Below are 23,376 nucleotides of genomic sequence, written 5' to 3'. Positions count from 1 at the left end.
CGCCCGAACATACGAGCAAAACGAGTTTTATATGACTGACAAAGACGTAAACAAAGTAAAGCGCAAGGGCACATTCAAGAGCGCCCCGCTTCCCGTAGAAGCTCATACTGGCGTGGTACTGGCCGGCGAAGAGCTGGTCAAGGTTGCCGTGGCGGCCCTGGAAGACGTCAAGGCCCAGGACATCCAGGTGATCGACGTTCGCGAGAAGCAGAGCATCACGGACTACATGATCATCGCCACCGGTACCTCCAACCGCCAGATCGGCGCGATGCTGGATAAGGTTCGCGAAGCGGTCAAGGCCCAGGGCGTCAAGCCACTGGGTGAAGAAGGCAAGGGCGACAGCGACTGGGTGTTGCTGGATATGGACGACGTCATCGTGCACATGATGACCGCCTCGGCGCGCCAGTTCTATGACCTGGAGCGCCTGTGGGCCGGTGCCGAGCAAAGCCGTTCGGCCAGCGCCGCGCACCACAGCCCGGAAAACACCCATGAGCACTTCACCAAGCTCAACAAAGACCAGCAATAAGGGATCGCTGTGCGACTGCGCCTGATCGCCGTCGGTTCCCGCATGCCCAAGTGGGTGGAAGAAGGCTGGCATGAATATGCCAAGCGTCTTCCTTCCGAGCTGGCCCTGGAACTGGTGGAAATTCCGCTCAACACCCGCGGCAAGAACGCCGATGTGGCGCGCTTTATCCGTCAGGAAGGCGAAGCCATGTTGGCCAAGGTCGGGCCGAACGAGCGGATCGTCACGCTCGAAGTGCACGGCAAGCCTTGGAGCACCGAGCAACTGGCGGTCGAGCTCGATCGCTGGCGGCTGGACGCGCGCACGGTCAACTTCATGGTGGGTGGCCCGGAAGGGTTGGCACCGGAAGTCTGTGCCCGGGCCGATCAACGCTGGTCGTTGTCGCCTTTGACGTTGCCGCACCCGCTGGTGCGGATTCTGATCGGCGAACAGTTGTATCGTGCCTGGACAGTCCTGTCCGGGCACCCTTACCACAAGTAATCCTGCCCTCATGCCTCAGCCGATCCGCATCAAGGACCACGAAAAAGACGCCCGCCTGGTGCGTGGTCGCGTCGTGTTCGGTGCAATTGCGGTCGTGGCGCTGATTGGTGTGCTGATCGCGCGCCTGTATTTCCTCCAGGTGATTCAGTACGAGTACCACTCGACCCTGTCGGAAAACAATCGCGTGCACGTGCAGCCGATTCCGCCGACTCGCGGGTTGATTTTCGACCGCAACGGCGTGGTGGTGGCCGATAACCGGCCCAGCTTCAGCCTGAGCATGACCCGTGAGCGGTCCGGGGATTGGCAGAAGGTGCTCGACGTGATCGTCGAAGTGCTGCAACTGACCCCCGAGGACCGGGCGATTTTCGAGAAGCGCATGCGCCAGGGCCGGCGCCCGTTCGAGCCGGTGCCGATCCTGTTCGAGCTGACCGAAGAGCAGATCGCCCTGATCGCCGTGAACCAGTTCCGCCTGCCGGGCGTTGAGGTGGTGGCGCAGTTGGTGCGTCACTACCCCCAGGGCGCGCACTTCGCCCATTCGGTGGGCTACATGGGGCGGATCAACGAAAAAGAGCTCAAGAACCTCGACCCGGTCAATTACAGCGGTACCCACCACATCGGCAAGACGGGCATCGAACGCTTCTACGAGGCCGAGCTGCACGGCCAGGTGGGCTACGAGGAAGTCGAGACCAATGCCCGTGGCCGCGTGTTGCGGGTGCTCAAGCGCACCGACCCGATCCCCGGCAAGGACATCGTCCTGAGCCTGGACATCAAATTGCAGGAAGCCGCCGAAGCGGCGTTGGGCGGCCGACGCGGCGCTGTCGTGGCGCTGGACCCGAACACCGGCGAGGTCCTGGCGATGGTCAGCCAGCCGAGTTTCGACCCGAACCTGTTCGTCACCGGCATCAGTTTCAAGGCCTACGCCGAGTTGCGCGATTCCATCGATCGGCCACTGTTCAACCGCGTGTTGCGCGGCCTCTATCCGCCGGGTTCGACCATCAAGCCGGCGGTAGCGATTGCCGGGCTGGACGCGGGTGTGATCACCGCTTCCAGCCGGGTCTACGACCCCGGTTATTACCAACTGCCGAACTACGACCACAAGTACCGCAACTGGAATCGCTCCGGCGACGGGTACGTGGATCTGGAAACGGCGATCATGCGGTCCAACGACACCTACTTCTATGACCTGGCCCACAAGCTGGGGATCGACCGGCTGGCGTCCTACATGGGCAAGTTCGGTCTCGGTCAGAAAGTGTCCCTGGACATGTTCGAAGAGTCGCCGGGCCTGATGCCATCCCGCGAGTGGAAGCGGGCGACCCGCCGCCAGCCGTGGTTCCCGGGTGAGACGTTGATCCTGGGGATCGGCCAGGGCTACATGCAGGCGACGCCGCTGCAACTGGCCCAGGCCACAGCCCTGGTGGCGAGCAAAGGCAAGTGGTATCGCCCGCATCTGGCCAAGACCATCGAAGGCCAGAAGCCCGTGGACCCCAACCCGGTGCCGGACATCATCCTGCGTAATCCGTCGGACTGGCAGAAGGTCAATATCGGCATGCAGCAGGTGATGCACGGCGCCCGGGGCACCGCGCGCAAGGCTGCCATCGGCGCGCAATACCGGATTGCCGGCAAGAGTGGTACGGCCCAGGTGGTCGCGATCAAGCAGGGCGAAAAGTACGACCGTTCCAAGGTTCAGGAGCGCCACCGCGACCACGCCTTGTTCGTTGGTTTCGCACCGGCCGAAAACCCGAAGATCGTCGTGTCGGTCATGGTCGAGAACGGCGAGTCCGGCTCCGGCGTTGCCGCGCCGGTGGTGCGCCAGATCATGGACGCCTGGCTGCTGGATGAACACGGCCAGCTCAAGCCCGAATACGCAAGCCCCATCACTGCGGAGGCTACGGCCCGTGAAGAATAATTTCGACCGGATCCTCTCCAGCGAAGATGTGATGCGTCGTCGCGCCACTCTGTTGCAGCGCATGCACATCGACGGTCCGTTGTTGATCCTGTTGCTGACACTGGCCGCCGGCAGTCTGTTCGTGCTGTATTCGGCCAGCGGCAAGAATTGGGACCTGCTGGCCAAGCAGGCCACTTCATTCGGCATCGGCCTGGTATCGATGATCTTTATCGCCCAACTGGAGCCTCGGTTCATGGCGCGCTGGGTGCCGCTGGCCTATGTGGGCGGCGTGGTCTTGTTGGTGATCGTGGACATCATGGGCCACAACGCCATGGGGGCGACACGCTGGATCAACATCCCCGGGGTGATCCGCTTCCAGCCTTCCGAGTTCCTGAAAATCATCATGCCGGCGACCATCGCCTGGTATCTGTCCAAGCGCACCTTGCCGCCACAGCTCAAGCATGTGGGCATCAGCCTGCTGCTGATTGGGGTCCCGTTTATCCTGATCGTGCGCCAGCCCGATCTCGGCACCTCGTTGCTGATCCTGGCCGGCGGCGCCTTCGTGCTGTTCATGGGCGGGTTGCGCTGGCGCTGGATCCTCAGCGTGATCGCTGCCGCCGTGCCGGTGTCCGTGGCCATGTGGTACTTCGTGATGCACGACTACCAGAAGCAGCGGGTCCTGACGTTCCTCGACCCGGAGAGCGATCCGCTGGGCACCGGCTGGAACATCATCCAGTCCAAGGCCGCCATCGGCTCCGGCGGTGTGTTCGGCAAAGGGTGGTTGCTGGGTACCCAGTCGCACCTGGACTTTCTGCCGGAAAGCCACACCGACTTCATCATCGCCGTGTTGGGCGAAGAGTTCGGTCTGGTGGGTATTTGCGTGCTGCTGCTGATCTACCTGTTGTTGATCGGCCGTGGCCTGGTGATTACCGCCCAGGCCCAGACATTGTTCGGCAAATTGCTCGCGGGCAGTCTGACCATGACGTTTTTTGTTTATGTTTTCGTCAATATCGGTATGGTCAGTGGCCTGTTGCCGGTCGTGGGGGTGCCGTTGCCATTCATTAGCTACGGAGGAACTTCGCTGGTGACGCTACTGTCAGCGTTTGGGGTTTTGATGTCGATCCATACCCATCGCAAGTGGATCGCGCAGGTTTGAATAAGGTGAAGAGTTCAATGCAAGCAATGCGTGGCTGGTCGACGCGATTTGCGCCGTGGGTCGGCCTGTTCGGCCTCCTGGGCGGTGCGTCGCACGCCCTGGCCGGCGAATATGAAGGCTCGCCGCAAGTGGCCGAATTCGTCGGTGAAATGACCCGCGACTACGGTTTTGCCGGTGAACAGCTGATGGGGGTGTTCCGCGAGGCCCAGCGCAAGCAGTCGATTCTCGACGCGATCTCCCGGCCCGCCGAGCGGGTCAAGCAGTGGAGCGAGTATCGGCCGATGTTCATCTCCGAGGCGCGCATCGCCCGGGGCGTGGACTTCTGGCGCCAGCACGAGGCCGTGCTGGCTCGCGCCGAGCAGGAGTATGGCGTGCCGGCTCAGGTCATCGTGTCTATTATTGGTGTCGAGACGTTTTTTGGTCGTAATACCGGGAATTTCCGGGTGGTCGATGCGCTGTCGACCCTGGGCTTCGATTATCCGCCGCGCGCCGAGTTCTTCCGCAAGGAGCTGCGCGAGTTCTTGCTGCTGGCTCGCGAGGAACAGGTCGATCCGTTGACCCTCAAGGGCTCCTATGCCGGAGCCATGGGCTTGCCGCAGTTCATGCCCAGCAGTTTCCGCGCCTATGCGGTGGACTTCGACGGCGATGGCCACATTAATATCTGGACCAACCCGACCGATGCCATCGGCAGTGTTGCCAGCTACTTCAAGCGCCACGGCTGGGAGCCTGGCGAGCCGGTGGTCAGCCGTGCAGACGTGCGTGGCGACCAGGTAGACGAAGGCCTGACCACAGGCATCGAGCCGACGAAGACCGTCGGGGAGTTGCGGGCGCTGGGGTGGTCGAGTCATGATGCGCTGCGTGACGACATGCCAGTCACCGCGATTCGCCTGGAAGGCGAACAAGGCCCTGAGTACTGGATGGGCCTGAAGAATTTCTACGCGATTACGCGTTATAACCGCAGTGTGATGTACGCCATGGCCGTGCATCAGCTGTCTGAAGAGCTGGTCAAAGCACGGGGCGTCAAATAATGCAGGCATTGCCTACCTATCAACCCCTGAAAGCCGGACCCCTGAAGCTGGTAGCGCTGGCTGCACTGTCGTTGCTGGTCGTCAGTTGCTCCACCAGTCGCCCGCCGGCCCAGAAAACCTCTACTGCCGTGCGCGCCACGCCAGGCCTGGACATCAACCGGGCCCACAAGGACGGCGCGCCGTGGTGGGACGTGGATGTTTCGCGCATTCCCGACGCCACGCCAACCCTGCACACCGGCCCGTACAAGGCCAATCCGTACACGGTGCTGGGCAAGACGTATTTCCCGATGGCCGAATCCAAGCGTTACGTCGCTTCGGGCACGGCGTCCTGGTATGGCACCAAGTTCCACGGCCAGAACACCGCCAATGGCGAGGTTTATGACCTGTATGGCATGAGCGCGGCCCACAAGACCTTGCCGCTGCCCAGCTATGTGCGGGTGACCAACCTGGACAACAACAAGGCTGTGATCCTGCGGGTCAATGACCGCGGGCCGTTCTATTCCGACCGCATCATCGACCTGTCGTATGCGGCGGCGAAAAAACTCGGTTACGCTGAAAGCGGCACCGCGCGAGTCAAGGTCGAAGGCATCGATCCGCAGGAATGGTGGGCCCAGCGAGGCCGTCCGGCGCCTTTGATGCTCAACGAGCCAAAAGTGGCGCAAAATGCCGCGCCGACCGTGACGGCTTCCACTGGCACGGTCGAGCAATGGTCCCCGCCGCCGCAGCAACACGCCGCCGCCGTGGTGCCCGTGCCGCTCGACGCAAAAAAAAACGCTTCTGCAACAGCGTCTGGCCAGTATCTGCAAGTCGGCGCGTTCGCCAACCCGGACGCTGCCGAACTGTTGAGATCCAAGCTCAGCTCGATGGTCAGCGCGCCGGTCTTCATCAGCTCCATCGTGCGCAACCAGCAGACACTGCATCGGGTGCGCCTGGGGCCGATCGGTTCTCCGGATGAAGTCCAGCAGGTGCAGAACAGTGTACGCCTGGCCAATCTCGGTTCGCCGAGCGTGGTCAGCGCGGAATGATTTGATTGAAGGTCCGCTAGCGGTTGGAGCGGGCCAGGTTGTTGGCTCTACGAATAACAAAAGCCCGGCAAGGGATGTGAGTGAGCAACTTAAATACGCGGCGACCCGTTAGAAGGTGGCCTGTTTAGTATTGCCCTTCGGGCAGTTTCCATTAGCGATTTCGAGAGACGGATGAACATCACCACCTTTGCCAAACGCCTTTGCCTGCTAGTCCCGCTGCTGCTCTCACCTGCCGCGTTCGCGGTCGAGATGATGCCTGCGCCCCCTCAACTGGCCGCCAAATCCTTTGTGCTCATGGATGCCAGCAGCGGCGAGGTCCTGGTGGAGAACAATGGTGACCAGCGCCTGCCACCGGCCAGCCTGACCAAACTGATGACCGCCTACATCGCCACCCTGGAAATCCGTCGTGGCCAGATCGGTGAAAACGATCCGGTGACCGTCAGCGAAAACGCCTGGCGCACCGGCGGTTCGCGGATGTTCATCAAGGTCGGTTCGCAAGTGACCGTCAGCGACCTGCTGCACGGCATCATCATCCAGTCCGGCAACGACGCCAGCGTCGCCCTGGCCGAGCACATCGCCGGCAGCGAAGATGCGTTCGCCGACATGATGAACAAGACTGCCAGCGACCTGGGTCTGACCAACAGCCACTTCATGAACCCGACCGGCTTGCCGAACCCGGAGCACTACTCTTCGGCTCACGACATGGCGATTCTGGCGCGAGCGATCATTCACGAAGACCCGGCGCACTACGCCATCTACTCCCAGAAGGAATTCTTCTGGAACAACATCAAGCAGCCTAACCGCAACCTGCTGTTGTGGCGCGACAAGACCGTCGATGGCCTGAAGACCGGCCACACCGAAGAAGCCGGCTATTGCATGGTGTCTTCGGCCGTTCGTGACGGCATGCGCCTGATCGCCGTCGTTTTCGGCACCAACAGCGAAGTGTCCCGTGCCGCCGAAACCCAGAAGCTTTTGACCTACGGTTTCCGCTTCTTCGAAACCCAGACCTTCTACCAGAAGGGCACTGAACTGGCCCAGGCCCAGGTGTGGAAAGGCACCACCAATCAGGTGAAGGCCGGCCTGGCCCAGGACCTGACCATGACCCTGCCAAAAGGCCAGCTCAAAAAGCTGGTCGCGACCATGACCATGAATCCGCAAATGATCGCGCCAATCGCCAAGGGCGACGTGATCGGCAAGGTGGAAGTCAAGCTGGACGACAAAGTGGTGCACAGCGCTGACCTGATCGCTCTGGACGCGGTCGAGGAAGGTGGTATCTTCCGCCGCATCTGGGATAGCATCCGTCTATTCTTCTACGGCTTGTTCAACTGATTGAAGTGTTGACCTGCATGGCCCCGTTCCTTTCCGGTGCGGGGCCATGTGCGTTACCACGGCTTACGAGGCCGTTACGCCATGACAGACTCAGAAGTAAAGGCGCCAAAGATCGAGTTCCCTTGCGAGGATTATCCGATCAAGGTAATTGGCGACACCGGTGTGGGATTCAAGGACAAGATCATCGCGATTCTTGAAAAACACGCCACCGTTGATCACAAGACCCTGGCCGAACGCCAGAGTACCAACGGCAAGTACACGACGATTCAGTTGCACATCATTGCCACCGGTCAGGAACAGCTGTACGACATCAACAGCGAGTTGCGAGCGACCGGGTTCGTGCACATGGTGTTGTGATGCCGGGCACGCTGGGCTTTCGCGAGCTGGGCCAGATGGCTTACGAGCCGGTCTGGCATGCCATGCAACGCTTCACCAACGACCGCGGCACCACCGCCGGTGACGAAGTCTGGCTGGTGCAACACCCGCCGGTGTTCACCCAGGGCCAGGCCGGCAAAGCCGAACACCTGTTGCTGCCGGGGAATATCCCGGTGGTGAAGACCGACCGCGGTGGCCAAGTGACCTACCATGGCCCCGGTCAATTGGTGGCCTATCTGTTGCTGGACGTACGCAAGCTGGGGTTCGGCGTACGCGAGCTGGTCACCCGCATGGAGACCTGCCTGATCGAACTGCTGGCCAGCTACGGCGTGACAGCAGCGGCCAAGCCGGATGCTCCGGGTGTCTACGTCGACGGAGCGAAAATTGCCTCTCTGGGTTTGCGTATCCGCCATGGTTGTTCGTTTCATGGCCTGGCGTTGAACGTGGACATGGACATGGAGCCGTTTCGACGGATTAATCCCTGTGGCTATGCGGGGCTGGCGATGACCCAGCTGTGCGATCACACAGGATCGATTGAATTTGCCGAGGTAAGTGCCCGGCTGCGCGCGCAGCTCGTCAAACACCTCGACTACGCTGAGCAGACGACCCTCACGGGCGGAATCGACTGATATGACTACTGATGCTGTGCAAACCATGATCCCGACGCTGGATGTTACCGAGCGTCCGGCCCCGCGTGCCAAGGTCGAGGCCGGCGTAAAGCTGCGCGGCGCCGAGAAAGTTGCACGCATCCCGGTCAAGATCATCCCAACCACCGAACTGCCGAAGAAACCCGACTGGATCCGCGTGCGCATCCCGGTTTCGCCGGAAGTCGACCGCATCAAGGCGCTGCTGCGCAAACACAAACTGCACAGCGTCTGTGAAGAAGCGTCCTGCCCGAACCTGGGGGAATGCTTCTCCGGCGGCACCGCTACGTTCATGATCATGGGCGACATCTGCACCCGTCGCTGCCCGTTCTGTGACGTCGGCCATGGTCGGCCGAAGCCATTGGACGTGAACGAACCCGAAAGCCTGGCCATCGCCATTGCCGACCTGAAGCTCAAGTACGTGGTCATCACCTCGGTGGACCGCGACGACCTGCGTGACGGCGGTGCCCAGCACTTTGCCGATTGCATCCGCGAAATCCGCAAGCTGTCACCGAACGTGCAGCTTGAGACGTTGGTGCCGGACTATCGCGGTCGCATGGACATCGCACTGCAAATCACCGCCGCCGAGCCGCCGGATGTCTTCAACCACAACCTGGAAACCGTACCGCGCCTGTACAAGGCTGCGCGTCCGGGTTCGGACTACCAGTGGTCGCTGACCTTGCTGCAACGCTTCAAGCAGATGATGCCGCACATTCCGACCAAATCCGGCTTGATGCTGGGCCTGGGGGAAACTGACGAAGAAGTCATCGAGGTCATGAAGCGCATGCGTGAGCATGACATCGACATGCTGACCCTGGGTCAGTATCTGCAGCCTTCGCGTAGTCACCTGCCGGTGCAGCGTTTTGTGCACCCGGATACCTTTGCCTGGTTTGCTGAGGAAGGGTACAAGATGGGCTTCAAGAACGTTGCTTCCGGGCCGTTGGTGCGGTCTTCGTATCATGCGGATGAGCAGGCTAAGTTGGTCAAGGCTGAGTTGCTCGGGTCTTGATCCTTTAGTTTTTTGGGGCGGGTACATATCCGTTGCTGCGGTAATGGCCTCTTATGGTTCCGCTCTTACAGCGGGTCACTTTTGGAAGAGCGCCAAAAGTAACCAAAAACGCTTTGCCCCACCACTCGGTGCCTCGCCTAGGCTCGGCATGCCTTCACTCCGGCATTGGTTCGTGGGCCCGCCGCGAAGGGCCATCCATGGCCCAGCGCGGCTAACCCGGCATCCATGCCGGGTTACCCACGAACCAATGCCTGCGTTCAGCCAGCGTGGTTAACGGGGCGCCCCAGATCAACGTCCACCGCGAGGCGGCCTGACAGCCGGCCTGGTTTGGGGGTATCGCGTTTCCCCTGTGGGAGCGGGTTTGCTCGCGAAAGCGGTGGTTCAGTTGCATGGATACTGGCTTTGCTGGCCTCATCGCGAGCAGGCTCGCTCCCACAGGGGGGCTGGGGGTTATATGAGCGTTGTGGCTGCTGAAGATCAAGTGTGGGAGCGAGCCTGCTCGCGATAGCGGTGGTTCAGCCACATAGATGCTGGACATGCCCAGCTCTTGCTTTGCTTTGCTTTGCTTTGCTTTGCTTTGCTTTGCTTTGCTTTGCTTTGCTTTGCTTTGCTTTGCTTTGCTTTGCTTTGGATCTTGATCTTGATCTTGATCTTGATCTTGATCTTGACGCCCCGTTAAACCACGCTGGCCGAACGCAGGTATTGCGCAGTGGGCATCCCGGCATGGATGCCGGGATAGCCGCGCTGGGCCATGGATGGCCCTTCGCGGCGGGCCCACGGAGCAATGCCTGCGTTCGGGCACACCGAGCCTAAGCGAGGTGCCGAGTGGTGGGGCAAAGCGTTTTTGGTTACTTTTGGCGCTCTTCCAAAAGTGACCCGCTGTAAGAGCGGAACCGCCAGCCGCCGTTACGCAAAAAACGGATATACACCCATAAGCATGCCTAAAAACCGGGAGACTCATGGAACCCACTCACACCCTAAATCCACATCACCCCGTCCCAGCACTCCCGACCGAAGGCCTGATCGCCGTGATCGCCCCCGCCGGTCCAGCAAACCTGGAAACGGACAAAGCCATCCAATGGATGCGCGCCCGGGGCCATGAGCTGCGTATATTCCCAGGTGTGTACGAAAAGGACGGCTACCTGGCCGGCAGCGACGAAGTACGCCTCAACGACCTGCATGCCGCCTTCGCCGACCCAGAAGTAAAAGCGATCATTTGCCTGCGCGGCGGCTACGGCACCCCGCGTTTGCTGGACCGCATCGATTTCGACCTGTTGCGGCGCAACGCCAAGCCCTTCGTCGGCTACAGCGACATCACCGCCTTGCACCTGGCCATCAGCCGATATGCAGGGTTTGTCACCTTTCATGGCCCGTTGCTCAACGCCGATCTTCTCGGCGACAAGGAACCCTCCACCGTCACTTCTTTTTTCAGCCTGTTGCGCGGGCAGTTGAAGGCCGGCAGTGTGCTGAGCCATCCCGCAGCTTATCCATTGACTACCGTCGCACCCGGCATCGCCTGCGGGCGTTTGCTGGGGGGCAATCTGTCGATGATTGCCGCGACCATGGGCACGCCCTACGAAATCGACGCCGAAGGCGTGATCCTGTTGGTGGAAGACATCAACGAGCCGCTTTACCGCATCGACCGTCTGCTGACCCAGTTACGGCTGGCTGGCACGCTGGCAAAGCTGCGGGGTGTATTGCTGGGGGATGTCGCCGGGGTGGACGTCGAGGCGTTGAACAAACTGTTCCAGCAGACCTTCGAGCCGTTTGGTATCCCGGTGTTGTCCGGCTGGCGCAGTGGGCATTGCGATCCGAACCTGACGCTGCCTATGGGCGCGTTGGTGACGCTGGATGCGGGGGAGAAGAGGTTGGTGCTGGAGCAGGATGTGGTGGTCAGGGGTTAGATTTTTGTTGCCTGATGGTCAGTCATCGCGAGCAAGCTCGCTCCCACATTGGCCCCGCGTTTCTCTGAAAGAACGCGGTCAACTGTGGGAGCGAGCTTGCTCGCGATGGCGGTAGCCGCCATAAGGCAAATCAGCGGTTACGCAACCCTTCCAGCAGCTTGTGCGTCGGATACCCATCCGCGGGCCAGCCGAACGACTGCTGGGCGCTGCGTATGGCTTTGCGGGTGTTGGCGCCGATGATGCCGTCGGGCGTGCCTGCGTCGAAGTTGTGTTTGCCCAGCAAGGTTTGCAGTTCGAAGCGCTCGCTACGGCTCAAGGGCAGATCGTCCTTTGGCCATTGCCCGCTGATCAGCCCCGCGCCGGCGAAGCGTTCTGACAGCAAACTCACCGCCAGGGCGTACGACGAGGAATTGTTGTACTTGAGGATGGCGCGGAAGTTATCGAGCACCAGGAAGGCCGGCCCGCGATAGCCGGCCGGCAGCAGCAGGGCTGCCGACAAGTGTTCGGCGCCGGCTGGGACCTGGCTGCCGTTGGGCAGGCTGACGCCCAGTTGCAGCCATTCGGAGACGGGTTTGCGGATCGCGCCGTCAGCCAGCGGGTAGTCGAACCCTTCTTTGAGCTGTACCTCGAAGCCCCACGGCTGCCCGCGCTGCCAGCCCGAGCTTTGCAGGTAGTGCGCGGTCGAGGCCAGGGCATCGGTGGCGCTGCCCCAGATATCGCGGCGGCCGTCACCATCGAAGTCCACCGCGTGGGTGTTGTACGTGGTGGGAATGAACTGGGTCTGGCCCATGGCTCCGGCCCAGGAACCGAGCATTTTTTCCGGAGCGATGTCGCCGTCTTGCAGGATCTGCAGTGCGGCGATCAGCTGCGCATGGGCAAACCCCGGGCGCCGCCCTTCATAGGCCAGGGTCGCCAGGGAGTTGATCACCGACTTGGTGCCCTGGAACTGACCGAAGTTGCTTTCCATGCCCCACACCGCAACCAAGGCCTGGCGGTCGACGCCATAGCGCTGCTCGATGCTTTGCAGGATGTCGGCATGCTGTTGGACCAGTGTCTGGCCCCGGCGTACTCGCAGCGGCGACAGCGCTCCATCGAGGTATTCCCACACCGGACGGCTGAATTCCGGCTGGCTGCGGTCGGCTTTGATGACGCTCATGTCCGGGCTGACGCCGATAAAGGCGCGATCAAACAGGTCGGCACGGATTCCCGCGGCCAGGGCTTGCTTGCGAAAACCGGCTTGCCATTCGGCGAAAGTTTGCGTGGGGGCGATGACCAGGTTGTCACCGGTCGGGACCACGGGCGGCACGATGGCTGGAGCAGGCACGGCAGGGACGGTCTTGAGCGGTTGGGCGTCGGCGGCGGTAGGTTTTTCTGCGCAGGCGACAAGCAGAACGACGCTTGTGGCTGCAATCAATTGGCGCAGGGGCCAACGACGGGAAAGACAAAAGGGCATGCACGGGTCCAGATAAACAAATCAGATGCTGACCTTATCATGCGCAAAGGAGAATAGGGCTGGTCCGGGTGTTTCAAGCCGCCACAAAGCAAGAAGCCTCCCAGTTGTCAGACTGGAAGGCTTCGCGGCGGTAGCTGCCTTTGCCCTTGGCGGGTCGTTCCTGGCGGCTGCGGAACAGGGGCTGGGCGATGATGGATTTGGCCTTGTTGGGGCCATGCTTGGATGGCTTTTTGCTCATGATGGGATCTCTCGTGGGGTGGTTTTGTGGAGCAAATCATGCGGCAGAGTTGGGGGGCTGTCCAGTCCCTGCTTTGCGTAGGAAATTTCAAGGATGGCGAGGGGAATTGTGGCTGGAGAGCTTTTGTGGCGAGGGAGCTTGCTCCCGCTGGGCTGCGCAGCAGCCCCAAAAAACAGGGCCGCTACGCGCCCCAGCGGGAGCAAGCTCCCTCGCCACAAAAGCATCTTTGCCACAGAAAACATCCTCCCCACAAAAAGCTCTGTGGGTCGGAAGAAATGGCTTACTCGGCAGGTAAGGCCAACCGCTGCCCAGCCATCAACAGCGACAAGCGGCTCAGGCTCATCCATGGCGACCCTGCCGCCTGACCTTTGATCTGCGCATCGATGCGCTGGGCTTCGAGCAGCAGTTGTGCCCAGCGCGGTGCCGAGTAGCGTTGCAGGGCCTTGCTCATCAGCGGCTTGCGTTTGTCCCACACCGGCGGACGGGCTTGGCTGAAAGCCTTGTCCAACGGTACACCCTGGCTGTATTGCAATGAGAGGTTGGCCAGCAGGCGCAACTCTCGGGCCAGGGCCCAGAGGATCACCGGGGGCTCGACGCCTTCGCCCCGCAAGCCCTCGAGCATGCGCAGGGCGTGGGCGGCTTCACCGTTGAGGATCGCATCGGTCAGCCCGAACACATCGAAACGCGCACTGTCGGCCACGGCGGCCTGTACCGTTTCTACGGTGATCTGCCCACCCTCGGCCATCAGCTTGAGTTTTTCGATTTCCTGAGCGGCGGCCAGCAGGTTGCCTTCGACCCGGGCGGCGATCAGTTCCACCGCATCCTGGCTGGCCGACAGGCCGGCCTGGGACAGGCGCTGGCGGATCCAGCTGGGCAACTGGCTGACGTCCACCGGCCAGATCTGTACGAACTGGGTCTGCTGACCTTCGACCAGGGCCTTGCCCCATTTGGTTTTTTGCGCGCTGCCGTCGAGTTTTGGCAGGCTGATGAGCAACACCGTGTCTTCAGCCGGCCGTGAGCAATATTCGATCAGCGCAGCGGCGCCCTTGTCACCGGGTTTGCCGGATGGCAAGCGCAGCTCCAGCAGGCGTTTTTCCGCGAACAGCGACATGCTCGCCCCAGCCTGCAACAGCGTGCCCCAGTCGAAACTGGCGTCGGCGGCGAACACCTGGCGTTCGTCGAAGCCTTGCTGACGGGCGGCAGAGCGAATGGCGTCGGCGGCTTCCTGGCACAGCAGCGGATCATCGCCACTGATGATGTAGACCGGCGCGAGGGCGCCTTGCAGGTGTTTGCCGAGTTGGGCGGGAGCGAGCTTCATAAGAGAAGGCGAGCGGGGCGCCGGAGCGCCCCGCAAGGCTTATTCAGACGGGATTTGCATCGGCGACTGTTGCGGGGTTTCCGCTTCAGCCTTGCGTGCCGCTTCCAGTGCGTCGGCTTCTGCCTTGGCGCGGGCGTCGGCGGTCTGCTGCAACTGGTCCAGTTGGGCTGGGCTCAGTTGTTGCAGGCGCAGCATCATGCGTTGCACGAGGTCACGACGCATTTCGACACGCACTTCGCTCGACTCCTGGTCGGAACCGGTGATGTTGTTGCCATCGTGCAGGTAGACCTTCTGCACTTGCAGTTTGTCGTCCAGCAGCACCAGGTTGTTCTGGCCGCGGATCTCATAGCTCAGGACGTTGTTGAGTTCGTACTCGGCCGAGCGACCGGCACCGGCGTAACTCAGGCTGCGCTGGCTTTGCTGTTCACTGGTCAGCACCAGTTTGTACGGCGCGCCGTTGTAGACCTTCACGCCGCTGTTTTCCAGTGAGTCGCGCAGCATCTTCACGGTCTCGCCATAAGCGTCCCGGGCGCTGAGGTCCAGCTCCGTGATGGCCAGCTCGGTGGTGCCGGTGCCGCGCAGCTGGAAGCCGCAGGCGCTCAACAGGACCGCCAGGCCCATTACCAGCAGATTACGTTTGATCATCTTGTTGCTCCCCTTGAAACCCTATGGCTCGACAGTGCGGCCCCGCTGGTTATATTCGGCGCCCGGCCCAAGCCGGCGCCCGATCCAATTAGCTTGCGACGATGTTGACCAGTTTGCCGGGCACGACGATCACTTTGCGGATCGTCAGGCCATCGACGAAGCGCAACACGTTTTCATTGGCCCGTGCGGCGGCTTCGATTTCTTCGCGAGTGGCGGCGGCCGGCATTTCGATCTGGCCGCGCAGCTTGCCGTTGACCTGGATGACCAGGGTCAGGCTGTCCTGCACCAGCGCGGTTTCGTCCACCACCGGCCAGCTGGCGTCAATCACCGGGTCAGCGTGGCCCAGGCGGTTCCACAGCTCGTGGCTGATGTGCGGCGTGATCGGAGCCAGCAGCAGCGTCACGGCTTCCAGACCTTCGTGAACCAGTGCGCGATCCTGTTCGGTGCCTTGCGCGGCTTTTTCCAGGACATTCATCAGCGTCATCACCTGGGCGATGGCGGTGTTGAATTTGTGGTTCTGGCCGACGTCATGGCTGGCCTGCTTGATGGCCAGGTGGATCGAACGGCGAACGGCTTTCTGCTCGTCGTTCAGGCCGGCGACGTCCAGTTTGCCCGGCAGGCCCTGAGTGACGTGGGCTTGAGCCAGACGCCAGACGCGCTTGAGGAAGCGGTGCGAACCTTCGACGCCGGAGTCGGACCATTCCGCGCTCATGTCGGGTGGCGAGGCGAACATCATGAACAGGCGGCAGGTGTCGGCGCCGAACTGGTCGATCATCGACTGCGGGTCGACGCCGTTGTTCTTCGACTTGGCCATCTTCTCGGTGCCGCCGATTTCCACCGGCAGGCCGTCGGCGATCAGTTTGGCGCTGATGACCTTGGCTTTGCTGTCGCGTTCGAGTTCGACGTCGGCCGGGTTGTACCAGGTGTAGGCACCGTTGGCTTCGCGACGATAGTAAGTCTCGGCGATCACCATGCCTTGGGTCAGCAGGTTCTTGAACGGCTCGTTGGAGCTCACCAGGCCTTCGTCACGCATCAGCTTGTGGAAGAAGCGCGCGTAGAGCAGGTGGAGAATGGCGTGTTCGATGCCGCCGATGTACTGATCCACCGGCAACCAGTGGTCAGCCGCGGATTTTTCCACCAGGCCGCCTTCATAGTGCGGCGAGGCGTAGCGGGCGTAGTACCACGAGGACTCGACGAACGTGTCCATGGTGTCGGTTTCACGGCGGGCCGGCGCGCCGCATTTCGGGCAACTGCACTCGTAGAACTCGGGCATGCGCGCCAGGGGCGAGCCGGCGCCGTCGGGTACCACGTCTTCGGGCAGGACCACGGGCAGTTGATCTTCCGGTACCGGTACGTCACCGCAAGTATCGCAGTGCACGATCGGAATCGGGCAGCCCCAGTAGCGCTGGCGGCTGATGCCCCAGTCCCGCAGGCGGAACTGGGTGCGGGAGGCACCGAGGTTTTTCTTGATCAGGGCCACTTCGATGGCGTCGAACGCGCCGGGGAAGTCCAGGCCGTCAAACTCGCCGGAGTTGATCAGTTCGCCGTGTTCGCCATAAGCGTCCTGCCATGGCGCCGGGGTCTGGTCACCGGCGCTGGTACGCACCACGGCCTTGATCGGCAGGTTGTACTTGTGGGCGAATTCGAAATCGCGCTCGTCGTGGGCCGGAACAGCCATGACGGCGCCGTCGCCATAGTGCATCAGCACATAGTTGGCGACCCACACCGGGAGTTTTTCGCCGGTGAGCGGATGCTCGACGAACAGCGAGGTCGGCAGGCCTTTCTTCTCTTGAGTGGCGACATCGGCTTCAGCGACGCTGCCACCTTTGCATTCGGCAATGAACGCCTGCAGCTCGGGGTTGTTGCGGGCGGCCAGGGTCGCCAGCGGATGCTCGGCGGCCACGGCGACATAGGTGGCGCCCATCAGGGTATCCGGACGGGTGGTGAAGACTTTCAGATTGCCCGCTTCGCCAATGGAGGCGACGTCGTAGGGGAACTGCACTTCCATGCCCCGGGACTTGCCGATCCAGTTGCGCTGCATGGTCTTGACCTGTTCAGGCCAGCCGGTCAGCTCGTCGAGACTCTCCAGCAGTTCATCCGCGTAGGCGGTGATCTTGAAGTAGTACATCGGGATTTCGCGCTTTTCGATCAGCGCGCCGGAGCGCCAGCCGCGACCGTCGATCACCTGCTCGTTGGCCAGTACGGTCTGGTCCACCGGGTCCCAGTTCACGGTGCCGTTCTTGCGGTAGATCACACCTTTTTCGAACAGGCGGGTGAACAGCCATTGTTCCCAGCGGTAGTAATCAGGCTTGCAGGTGGTGACCTCGCGGGACCAGTCCACCGCCAGGCCCAGGCTGCGCAGCTGGGTCTTCATGTAGGCGATGTTTTCGTAGGTCCACTTGGCGGGGGCCACGTTGTTCTTCATCGCGGCGTTTTCCGCCGGCATGCCGAAAGCGTCCCAACCCATGGGTTGCAGGACATTCTTGCCTTGCATGCGCTGGTAGCGGGAGATCACATCGCCGATGGTGTAGTTGCGCACATGCCCCATGTGTAGCTTGCCGCTGGGGTAAGGGAACATCGACAGGCAATAGTAAGTCTCCTTGCCTGGCTGTTCACTGACTTCAAAGGACTTTTGCTCGTCCCAGAACGACTGGGCGGCGGCTTCGATTTCACGGGGCTGATAGTGTTCGTGCATGGCTACTTTTGTACTGAATGGGGTGGCCCAATCCTCTTCGTTGCCATGCTGGACGCAGACGACGCCTGATGCGGCGTTTTCGATGCCCAGCCGAGCTGGAAGTGGAGTTACAGGAAGCGCCGTAGCATACATGACCGTGCTCTGCCGAGGGAAACCCTGATTGCGTGCCGGGGCATTGTCGATACCCGGTGACGGCCGCTGTTCAGGGCCGTTGGTCGCGGCGCCCTGCCGGTTTGCCCAGCGAAGCTAAGCTTCTCAATGGGGAGTGAGTCTTATCTTCAATGAGGTGAGGGATGGTTGAATCACAACGTAAAGTAACTACACCTGAGTTGTACGAAAAACTGATCGATCGTCTCGGGGTGGCCCTGGACGCTGCAAGAACCGCCGGTCGCTTGCGCGATGAACGCCCGGCAGAGCTGGAACTGCGTGGCTTGACCCCCGCAGAGTTCGAGCTGGTCAAGGCTTACCTTGAGCAGGTCGGGCATCAAGCCCCCACAAGTGGGGCTCAGCTACTCAAGCGCCTCGATACGCCCCGTTCGGCCAAGGTTGTATGGCTCAAGGATCGGACGCCCACCAGGGATGCTGTAAAAGTCCGGTCACTGCAGTTCAAGTAAAGCCGGATTCACGCTTGTCGCTTTTTTTGGTTCAAGGTTATTTCGAATCTGTTGTCGCTTTGCGTCAACCCACCTAGGCTTCGGGCATCTATGGAGATGCCCGATGCCGTTTCGCTATTTCATCAAACAACTTTTATTGCCGCCCGGCATTCTTTTGCTGCTGTTGGTGCTTGCCTGGTGGTGGCGCCACTCCCGGCCGCGCCTGGCTCGCCTGTGTTTCATTGCAGGGGTGGGCGGTTTCTGGCTGATGAGTTTGCCTGTGGTGGTGCAATGGAGCGCCAAGGCGCTGGAGCGCGAGCCACCGCTGCCTCGCAGCGAATGGGTGACGCTGCCGCAACGTGCCGATGCCATCGTGGTGCTTGGTTCGGGCCGCGATCGCGGTGACCTGGCCTGGGGTACCGACCAGCCCACCGGCATCGGTCTGGAGCGCCAGCGGTATGCGGCGCGACTGGCCAAGGCATCGGGATTGCCGGTGCTGACCAGCGGCGGCTTGCACTATGGCTCCCCGCCGAGTGAAGCGAAATTGATGGCTGATTCGATGCTCGATGATTTTGGTGTCACCGTGCGCTGGCAGGAAGGGCGCAGTCGCACGACCTGGGAAAACGCCCAGATGAGCGCCGAGATGTTGCTGCCGCAGGGCATCAGACGAGTCGTGGTGGTGACCCATGCGTCGCACATGCCACGGGCAGTCTGGAGTTTCGAGCGCTCGGGGTTTGAAGTGGTTCCTGCACCGGTGGGCTTTCTGGGGCAGGACAATGCCCGCCCGCTGGGCGGCTGGATGCCGGAGTTCAAGTCGATCTGGCAATCGGGGCAGCTGATGAACGAAGCAGTGGGGCAGGTGGGGTATAGGTTGTTCTATCGCTGAAGTGTTCCCGGATCGTTCCCACGCTCCTGGTGGGCACGCCTCAAGGGACGCTCTGCTTTCCAAGGCGGGCTGGCGTTGGCCACCAATGACGCGGAGCGTCACGGGCTGCATTCCCACGCGGAGCGTGGGAACGAGCAACCTTAAACCGTCTTGGCCATCCGTCCCGCCATCAACGCCCAGCCCAGCAGCAACACGCACACGATGATCAGCGGCCACGAGCGCCATTGCAGGTAGGGCGTCAGCCCGTGCATCGGCACGACTTCGCCGTACAGCACGCCACGTTCGAATTGCGGGATCTGTACGGTGATCTGGCCGAAGGGGTTGATCAGGCCGGTGACGCCGTTGTTGGTGGAGCGGATCATCCAGCGACCGGCTTCCAGGGCGCGCATCTGTGCCATTTGCAGGTGTTGCAGCGGGCCGATCGAGGTGCCGAACCAGGTGTCGTTGCTGATGGTCAGCAGCAGGTCGCTGCGCGCCGAGAGGCCAGCGGCGAACTCCGGGTAGACCACTTCATAGCAGATGAACGGCGCGATCTGGTAACCCTTGGCTTGCAGCAAAGACTGGTCGGCCGGGCCCCGGGCAAAGTCCGACATGGGGAGATCGAAGAACGCGATCAACCCCCGCAGAATGTCCTGCAACGGCACATATTCGCCAAATGGCACCAGTTTTTGCTTCAGATAAGTGCCGTCACCTTCACCGGTCACGGTGATGCCGTTGAAGTAACGCTTCTGCTGGTGCACCAGTTGGCGAATCGGAACGCCGGTAATCAGCGCCGAATTTCGCTCGGCGGCGAAGGTGCCCATCATGTCCAGATAGCCCTGGGCAGATTCCTTGAGCACCGGCACAGCTGTTTCCGGCCAGATCAGCAGGTCGACCCGTTTGGAGGCAAAACTCATGTCGCGGTACAACGCCAGTTGCGCGTTGAGCTGCTCGGGGTCCCACTTCATGCTTTGTTCGATGTTGCCCTGGATCGCCGCGACGCTCAGCGGATCACCCGAAGGGCTGGTCCAGGCATGGTCTTTGAGCGCCATGCCGGCGACCCACGGGCCGATCAGCAGGACCACGCCCGCTGCGATAAAGCCTTTGCGCCCGGCGCGGATCAACCGTGGCGCGTTGTACAGCAGCGCGGCGGTCAGGGCCAGGGTGAAGGAAATCAGCCACATCCCGCCCAGCGGCGCGAGGCCGGCCAAGGGGCCGTCAAGTTGGCTGTAACCGGAATACAGCCACGGAAACCCGGTGAGGAACCAGCCGCGAAAGGCTTCCTGGCCCAGCCACAGGGCGGCGAAGGCCAAGGCGTCGGCCAGCGGGGCTTCGTTACGCCGCAACCATCGGGCCCAGAGCCAGGCGGGCAGGGCGAAAAACCAGGCAATGGCGGCGATGAACAGCAGCATCAAGAAACCGGCGAGCAGCACCGAGGCGCCGCCGAAGTTGTGAATGCTGACGTAGATCCAGCTGGTGCCGGCGCCAAACAGGCCGAAACCGAAGCACCAGCCACGGCCGAGGGCCTGGCGCGGTGAAAGCTCGCGCAGACCGGCATAGAACAGTCCGACCGCCAGCAGTGCCAGCGGCCAGATGTCGAACGGCGCCAGGGCCAGGGTGGTGATCGCGCCAGCCGCCATGGCCAGCAGGTTACCGGGCCAGCCGGGGCGGGTTGTCCAGCGCATGTGTGTCCTTAGCGGGTCTCGCAGGGTTTATCGGGCAATGGGTGACAGGCGCAGCAAGTGAATCCGACGGCTGTCGGCGTTCAGGATGCGAAAGCGCCAGGAACCGATCTCCGTGGTTTCATTGCGCTTGGGCAGGTGCCCGAAAGCACTCATCACCAGGCCACCGACGGTGTCGAACTCATCGTCGGAGAATTGACTGTCGAAAAACTCGTTGAAGTTCTCGATCGGCGTCAGGGCCTTGATCAGGAAGTCGCCGCTGGGCAGCGGCTTGATGTAGCTGTCTTCCTCGACGTCGTGCTCGTCTTCGATGTCGCCGACGATCTGCTCGAGCACGTCTTCGATGGTGACCAGTCCGGCCACGCCGCCGTATTCGTCGATGACGATGGCCATGTGGTTGTGATTGGCGCGGAATTCACGCAGCAGCACGTTCAAGCGCTTGGACTCGGGCACGAAGGTGGCCGGGCGCAGCAAGTCCTTGATGTTGAAACTGTCGCCGTTCTCCTGAAGGATCAGCGGCAGCAGATCCTTGGCCAGCAGCACGCCCATGACGTCGTCATGGCTCTCGCCGACTACCGGGTAGCGCGAGTGCGCGGAATCGACCACGGCGGGCAGGAATTCGCGAGGTGTCTGGGTCGCCTTGATGCTGACCATCTGCGAACGGGGGACCATGATGTCCCGCACTTGCAGGTCAGCGACCTGGATGGCGCCTTCGACGATGGCCAGCGCTTCGCTGTCCAGCAGTTTGTTCTGGTGTGCATCGCGCAGCAGCTCCAGCAGCTCCTGGCGGTTTTTCGGCTCATGGGCAAAAGCCTGGGTGAGCTTGCCCAGCCATGACTTCTGCCCGTTGCTCGATCGATCTTCGCTCATAGCGATTACTCTGAATCCTTTGTCGTTACAGGTTGATGTATCAGTGTTCGTCGCCGGCGTAGGGGTCGGGGTGACCCAGCTCTGCAAGCAACGTTCGTTCCAGCGATTCCATTTCCTCGGCTTCGTCATCTTCTATATGGTCGTAACCCAATAGATGCAAGCAGCCGTGAATCACCAGATGGGCCCAGTGGGCCTCAGCGGTCTTGCCTTGTTCGGCCGCTTCGCGCTCCACCACCGGGATGCAGATCACCAGATCGCCCAGCAGCGGAATGTCGAGCAGTTCGTCGGGCACGTCGGCGGGGAACGACAACACATTGGTGGCGTAGTCTTTCTGCCGCCAGGTGTGGTTCAGCTCGCGGCCTTCGGGCTCGTCCACCAGGCGGATGGTCAGTTCCGAGTCGGCGCTGCGCTGGCGCAGGGCCAGCTCGCACCATTGGCGTAACTGAGCCTCGCTGGGGGCGGGGCGTTCGCTGGCCAGTTGCAGGTCAAGTTCAAGCATCGTGGCGATTGCCCTTCTCAGCGGTCGCCAGCTCATCCTGATGATTCTCGAAGCGCTCGTAGGCTTCGACGATGCGCTGCACCAATGGATGGCGCACGACGTCCTTGGGCATGAAATGCGTGAAACTGATGCCCGGCACGTCCTTGAGCACCTGGATCACATGGTTCAGCCCGGACTTGGTGCCGCGGGGCAGGTCGACCTGGGTGATGTCCCCGGTGATCACCGCGGTGGAGCCGAAGCCGATCCGGGTCAGGAACATTTTCATCTGCTCGACCGTAGTGTTCTGGCTTTCGTCGAGGATGATGAAGCTGTTGTTCAGCGTACGGCCACGCATATAGGCCAGCGGCGCGACCTCGATGACCTGGCGTTCGATCAGCTTGGCGACGTATTCGAAGCCGAGCATTTCGTACAGTGCGTCATACAGCGGACGCAAGTACGGGTCGATTTTCTGGGCCAGGTCGCCGGGCAGGAAACCGAGTTTTTCCCCCGCTTCAACCGCCGGACGCACCAGCAGGATGCGGCGCACCTGTTCGCGTTCCAGCGCATCGACGGCGCAGGCCACGGCCAGATAGGTCTTGCCGGTACCGGCCGGACCGATGCCGAAGTTGATGTCGTTGCCCAGGATTTCCTTCACGTAGCGCTGCTGATTCAAGCCGCGAGGGCGAATCATGCCTTTTTTCGTGCGCAAGGCCACGGCAGGTTCCGACGGAGCGTGGTTCTCGAGTTCTTCGAGGGCCGACTCCTGCAGGAACAGGTGGACGGTGTCCGGCGACAACTCGCTTCCCTTGGTTTCCCGATAGAGGCGGCGCAGCAGGTTTTCCGCGGAGGAGGTGTGCTTGGGTTCGCCGATCAGTTCGAACTGGTTTCCGCGGTTGCGGATCTCGATGGCCAGGCGCTGTTCGATCAAGCGCAGATGCTCGTCGAATTGCCCGCACAGATTGGCGAAGCGGCGAGCCTCAAAGGGCTCGAGAATGAAACGATGTGGTTCGATGGGTGCGTTCAAGGTCGTTTTTAGCCGCCCTGGGGCAATTAAGATGAAATCAAGGATAACGCCAGTAGGCTGGGTGCGAAAGCTCTTAAAGAGGCGAATCTGATCACAGGGTTGGCACAACCCATTGTGGGAGCGAGCCTGCTCGCGATAGCGGCGTCACATTCAACAT

At 61.5% G+C, this 23,376-nt stretch carries 22 protein-coding genes; 13 read left to right on the top strand and 9 right to left on the bottom strand.

Translation table 11 applies throughout. The annotated features are described in order from the left end of the window. Nucleotides 1–31 precede the first annotated feature (31 nt). The 11 genes from rsfS to T3A99_RS19070 all read left to right on the top strand — a co-directional run bounded on the left by rsfS (nucleotide 32) and on the right by T3A99_RS19070 (nucleotide 11,358). Nucleotides 32–526, top strand: coding sequence for a ribosome silencing factor (gene rsfS / locus T3A99_RS19120; RefSeq protein WP_014340379.1), 495 nt, complete (start codon nucleotides 32–34; stop codon nucleotides 524–526). Between the two features lie 9 nt (nucleotides 527–535). Then, nucleotides 536–1,003 (top strand): 23S rRNA (pseudouridine(1915)-N(3))-methyltransferase RlmH, encoded by a 468-nt coding sequence (gene rlmH, locus T3A99_RS19115; RefSeq protein WP_047229490.1) that lies wholly within the window; start codon nucleotides 536–538, stop codon nucleotides 1,001–1,003. 10 nt (nucleotides 1,004–1,013) lie between these two features. Then, complete coding sequence (mrdA, locus tag T3A99_RS19110) at nucleotides 1,014–2,909, top strand: penicillin-binding protein 2 (RefSeq protein WP_047229491.1); 1,896 nt, start codon at nucleotides 1,014–1,016, stop codon at nucleotides 2,907–2,909. A gap of 31 nt (nucleotides 2,910–2,940) precedes the next feature. Continuing rightward, nucleotides 2,941–4,044: a rod shape-determining protein RodA gene (gene rodA, locus T3A99_RS19105; RefSeq protein ID WP_047229517.1), complete on the top strand. Its 1,104-nt coding sequence runs from the start codon at nucleotides 2,941–2,943 to the stop codon at nucleotides 4,042–4,044. 17 nt (nucleotides 4,045–4,061) lie between these two features. Next, nucleotides 4,062–5,072 carry a lytic murein transglycosylase B gene (gene mltB, locus T3A99_RS19100; protein ID WP_047229492.1) on the top strand — a complete coding sequence of 337 codons (1,011 nt, stop codon included), beginning with the start codon at nucleotides 4,062–4,064 and terminating at the stop codon, nucleotides 5,070–5,072. Further along, nucleotides 5,072–6,097: a septal ring lytic transglycosylase RlpA family protein gene (locus T3A99_RS19095; protein WP_316912257.1), complete on the top strand. Its 1,026-nt coding sequence runs from the start codon at nucleotides 5,072–5,074 to the stop codon at nucleotides 6,095–6,097. Before mltB ends, T3A99_RS19095 begins: the two co-directional genes overlap by 1 nt. A 171-nt stretch (nucleotides 6,098–6,268) precedes the next feature. Beyond that, nucleotides 6,269–7,426 (top strand): D-alanyl-D-alanine carboxypeptidase family protein, encoded by a 1,158-nt coding sequence (locus T3A99_RS19090; RefSeq protein ID WP_107321817.1) that lies wholly within the window; start codon nucleotides 6,269–6,271, stop codon nucleotides 7,424–7,426. An 81-nt stretch (nucleotides 7,427–7,507) separates the two neighbouring features. After that, nucleotides 7,508–7,783, top strand: a complete 276-nt coding sequence (locus T3A99_RS19085; RefSeq protein WP_047229495.1) for a DUF493 domain-containing protein — start codon at nucleotides 7,508–7,510, stop codon at nucleotides 7,781–7,783. Continuing rightward, entirely contained in the window at nucleotides 7,783–8,430 is a 648-nt protein-coding gene (gene lipB, locus T3A99_RS19080) for a lipoyl(octanoyl) transferase LipB (protein ID WP_107321818.1), read from the top strand. Before T3A99_RS19085 ends, lipB begins: the two co-directional genes overlap by 1 nt. 1 nt (nucleotide 8,431) lies before the next feature. Beyond that, on the top strand, nucleotides 8,432–9,454 hold the full coding sequence (gene lipA, locus T3A99_RS19075) for a lipoyl synthase (protein ID WP_047229497.1): 1,023 nt from the start codon (nucleotides 8,432–8,434) through the stop codon (nucleotides 9,452–9,454). A 959-nt stretch (nucleotides 9,455–10,413) separates the two neighbouring features. Continuing rightward, nucleotides 10,414–11,358, top strand: coding sequence for a S66 peptidase family protein (locus T3A99_RS19070; protein WP_274090057.1), 945 nt, complete (start codon nucleotides 10,414–10,416; stop codon nucleotides 11,356–11,358). Nucleotides 11,359–11,488: 130 nt separating this feature from the next. Here the strand turns inward: T3A99_RS19070 and T3A99_RS19065 are convergent, their stop codons facing one another. The 5 genes from T3A99_RS19065 to leuS form a co-directional block, all read right to left on the bottom strand. Next, nucleotides 11,489–12,811, bottom strand: coding sequence for a lytic murein transglycosylase (locus tag T3A99_RS19065; RefSeq protein ID WP_107321819.1), 1,323 nt, complete (start codon nucleotides 12,809–12,811; stop codon nucleotides 11,489–11,491). A gap of 73 nt (nucleotides 12,812–12,884) precedes the next feature. Next, complete coding sequence (gene arfA / locus T3A99_RS19060; RefSeq protein WP_047229500.1) at nucleotides 12,885–13,049, bottom strand: alternative ribosome rescue factor ArfA; 165 nt, start codon at nucleotides 13,047–13,049, stop codon at nucleotides 12,885–12,887. Between the two features lie 280 nt (nucleotides 13,050–13,329). Continuing rightward, nucleotides 13,330–14,367, bottom strand: a complete 1,038-nt coding sequence (gene holA, locus T3A99_RS19055; RefSeq protein ID WP_139049085.1) for a DNA polymerase III subunit delta — start codon at nucleotides 14,365–14,367, stop codon at nucleotides 13,330–13,332. Between the two features lie 39 nt (nucleotides 14,368–14,406). Further along, nucleotides 14,407–15,012, bottom strand: coding sequence for an LPS assembly lipoprotein LptE (gene lptE / locus T3A99_RS19050; RefSeq protein WP_107321820.1), 606 nt, complete (start codon nucleotides 15,010–15,012; stop codon nucleotides 14,407–14,409). Between the two features lie 88 nt (nucleotides 15,013–15,100). After that, a complete protein-coding gene (gene leuS, locus T3A99_RS19045) occupies nucleotides 15,101–17,707 on the bottom strand; it encodes a leucine--tRNA ligase (RefSeq protein WP_047229503.1) in 2,607 nt (868 codons plus the stop codon). 293 nt (nucleotides 17,708–18,000) lie between these two features. Here leuS and T3A99_RS19040 point away from each other — a divergent pair, with 293 nt between their 5' ends. Next, the gene (locus T3A99_RS19040) at nucleotides 18,001–18,321 is read left to right on the top strand and encodes a hypothetical protein (protein WP_047229504.1); all 321 of its coding nucleotides are present in this window, start codon (nucleotides 18,001–18,003) and stop codon (nucleotides 18,319–18,321) included. 103 nt (nucleotides 18,322–18,424) lie between these two features. Continuing rightward, the gene (locus T3A99_RS19035) at nucleotides 18,425–19,186 is read left to right on the top strand and encodes a YdcF family protein (RefSeq protein ID WP_322834690.1); all 762 of its coding nucleotides are present in this window, start codon (nucleotides 18,425–18,427) and stop codon (nucleotides 19,184–19,186) included. Nucleotides 19,187–19,326: 140 nt separating this feature from the next. Here T3A99_RS19035 and lnt read toward each other — a convergent pair whose 3' ends face one another. The 4 genes from lnt to T3A99_RS19015 are packed head-to-tail and all read right to left on the bottom strand — an operon-like array spanning nucleotide 19,327 to nucleotide 23,219. Next, nucleotides 19,327–20,850, bottom strand: coding sequence for an apolipoprotein N-acyltransferase (gene lnt, locus T3A99_RS19030; protein ID WP_139049087.1), 1,524 nt, complete (start codon nucleotides 20,848–20,850; stop codon nucleotides 19,327–19,329). A 27-nt stretch (nucleotides 20,851–20,877) separates the two neighbouring features. Then, nucleotides 20,878–21,717: an HlyC/CorC family transporter gene (locus T3A99_RS19025; RefSeq protein ID WP_025215634.1), complete on the bottom strand. Its 840-nt coding sequence runs from the start codon at nucleotides 21,715–21,717 to the stop codon at nucleotides 20,878–20,880. 40 nt (nucleotides 21,718–21,757) lie between these two features. Next, complete coding sequence (ybeY, locus tag T3A99_RS19020; protein ID WP_047229507.1) at nucleotides 21,758–22,216, bottom strand: rRNA maturation RNase YbeY; 459 nt, start codon at nucleotides 22,214–22,216, stop codon at nucleotides 21,758–21,760. Continuing rightward, nucleotides 22,209–23,219 carry a PhoH family protein gene (locus tag T3A99_RS19015; protein WP_047229508.1) on the bottom strand — a complete coding sequence of 337 codons (1,011 nt, stop codon included), beginning with the start codon at nucleotides 23,217–23,219 and terminating at the stop codon, nucleotides 22,209–22,211. Before T3A99_RS19015 ends, ybeY begins: the two co-directional genes overlap by 8 nt. Nucleotides 23,220–23,376: the final 157 nt, after the last annotated feature.

This window comes from Pseudomonas sp. N-137, from assembly GCF_034555295.1.
GTDB classification, from domain to species: domain Bacteria; phylum Pseudomonadota; class Gammaproteobacteria; order Pseudomonadales; family Pseudomonadaceae; genus Aquipseudomonas; species Aquipseudomonas rhizophila.
Note: the sequence above shows the minus strand (reverse complement) of the source record. Positions and strands in the feature narration are given on the sequence as shown.

What these genes read in the sequence shown, in the direction of transcription:
- rsfS (WP_014340379.1), top strand. Translation starts at nt 32, where the DNA reads ATGACTGACAAAGACGTAAACAAAGTAAAGCGCAAGGGCACATTCAAG.
- mrdA (WP_047229491.1), top strand. Translation starts at nt 1,014, where the DNA reads ATGCCTCAGCCGATCCGCATCAAGGACCACGAAAAAGACGCCCGCCTG.
- rodA (WP_047229517.1), top strand. Translation starts at nt 2,941, where the DNA reads ATGCGTCGTCGCGCCACTCTGTTGCAGCGCATGCACATCGACGGTCCG.
- mltB (WP_047229492.1), top strand. Translation starts at nt 4,062, where the DNA reads ATGCAAGCAATGCGTGGCTGGTCGACGCGATTTGCGCCGTGGGTCGGC.
- T3A99_RS19095 (WP_316912257.1), top strand. Translation starts at nt 5,072, where the DNA reads ATGCAGGCATTGCCTACCTATCAACCCCTGAAAGCCGGACCCCTGAAG.
- T3A99_RS19090 (WP_107321817.1), top strand. Translation starts at nt 6,269, where the DNA reads ATGAACATCACCACCTTTGCCAAACGCCTTTGCCTGCTAGTCCCGCTG.
- T3A99_RS19085 (WP_047229495.1), top strand. Translation starts at nt 7,508, where the DNA reads ATGACAGACTCAGAAGTAAAGGCGCCAAAGATCGAGTTCCCTTGCGAG.
- lipB (WP_107321818.1), top strand. Translation starts at nt 7,783, where the DNA reads ATGCCGGGCACGCTGGGCTTTCGCGAGCTGGGCCAGATGGCTTACGAG.
- lipA (WP_047229497.1), top strand. Translation starts at nt 8,432, where the DNA reads ATGACTACTGATGCTGTGCAAACCATGATCCCGACGCTGGATGTTACC.
- T3A99_RS19070 (WP_274090057.1), top strand. Translation starts at nt 10,414, where the DNA reads ATGGAACCCACTCACACCCTAAATCCACATCACCCCGTCCCAGCACTC.
- T3A99_RS19065 (WP_107321819.1), bottom strand. Translation starts at nt 12,811, where the DNA reads ATGCCCTTTTGTCTTTCCCGTCGTTGGCCCCTGCGCCAATTGATTGCA.
- arfA (WP_047229500.1), bottom strand. Translation starts at nt 13,049, where the DNA reads ATGAGCAAAAAGCCATCCAAGCATGGCCCCAACAAGGCCAAATCCATC.
- holA (WP_139049085.1), bottom strand. Translation starts at nt 14,367, where the DNA reads ATGAAGCTCGCTCCCGCCCAACTCGGCAAACACCTGCAAGGCGCCCTC.
- lptE (WP_107321820.1), bottom strand. Translation starts at nt 15,012, where the DNA reads ATGATCAAACGTAATCTGCTGGTAATGGGCCTGGCGGTCCTGTTGAGC.
- leuS (WP_047229503.1), bottom strand. Translation starts at nt 17,707, where the DNA reads ATGCACGAACACTATCAGCCCCGTGAAATCGAAGCCGCCGCCCAGTCG.
- T3A99_RS19040 (WP_047229504.1), top strand. Translation starts at nt 18,001, where the DNA reads ATGGTTGAATCACAACGTAAAGTAACTACACCTGAGTTGTACGAAAAA.
- T3A99_RS19035 (WP_322834690.1), top strand. Translation starts at nt 18,425, where the DNA reads ATGCCGTTTCGCTATTTCATCAAACAACTTTTATTGCCGCCCGGCATT.
- lnt (WP_139049087.1), bottom strand. Translation starts at nt 20,850, where the DNA reads ATGCGCTGGACAACCCGCCCCGGCTGGCCCGGTAACCTGCTGGCCATG.
- T3A99_RS19025 (WP_025215634.1), bottom strand. Translation starts at nt 21,717, where the DNA reads ATGAGCGAAGATCGATCGAGCAACGGGCAGAAGTCATGGCTGGGCAAG.
- ybeY (WP_047229507.1), bottom strand. Translation starts at nt 22,216, where the DNA reads ATGCTTGAACTTGACCTGCAACTGGCCAGCGAACGCCCCGCCCCCAGC.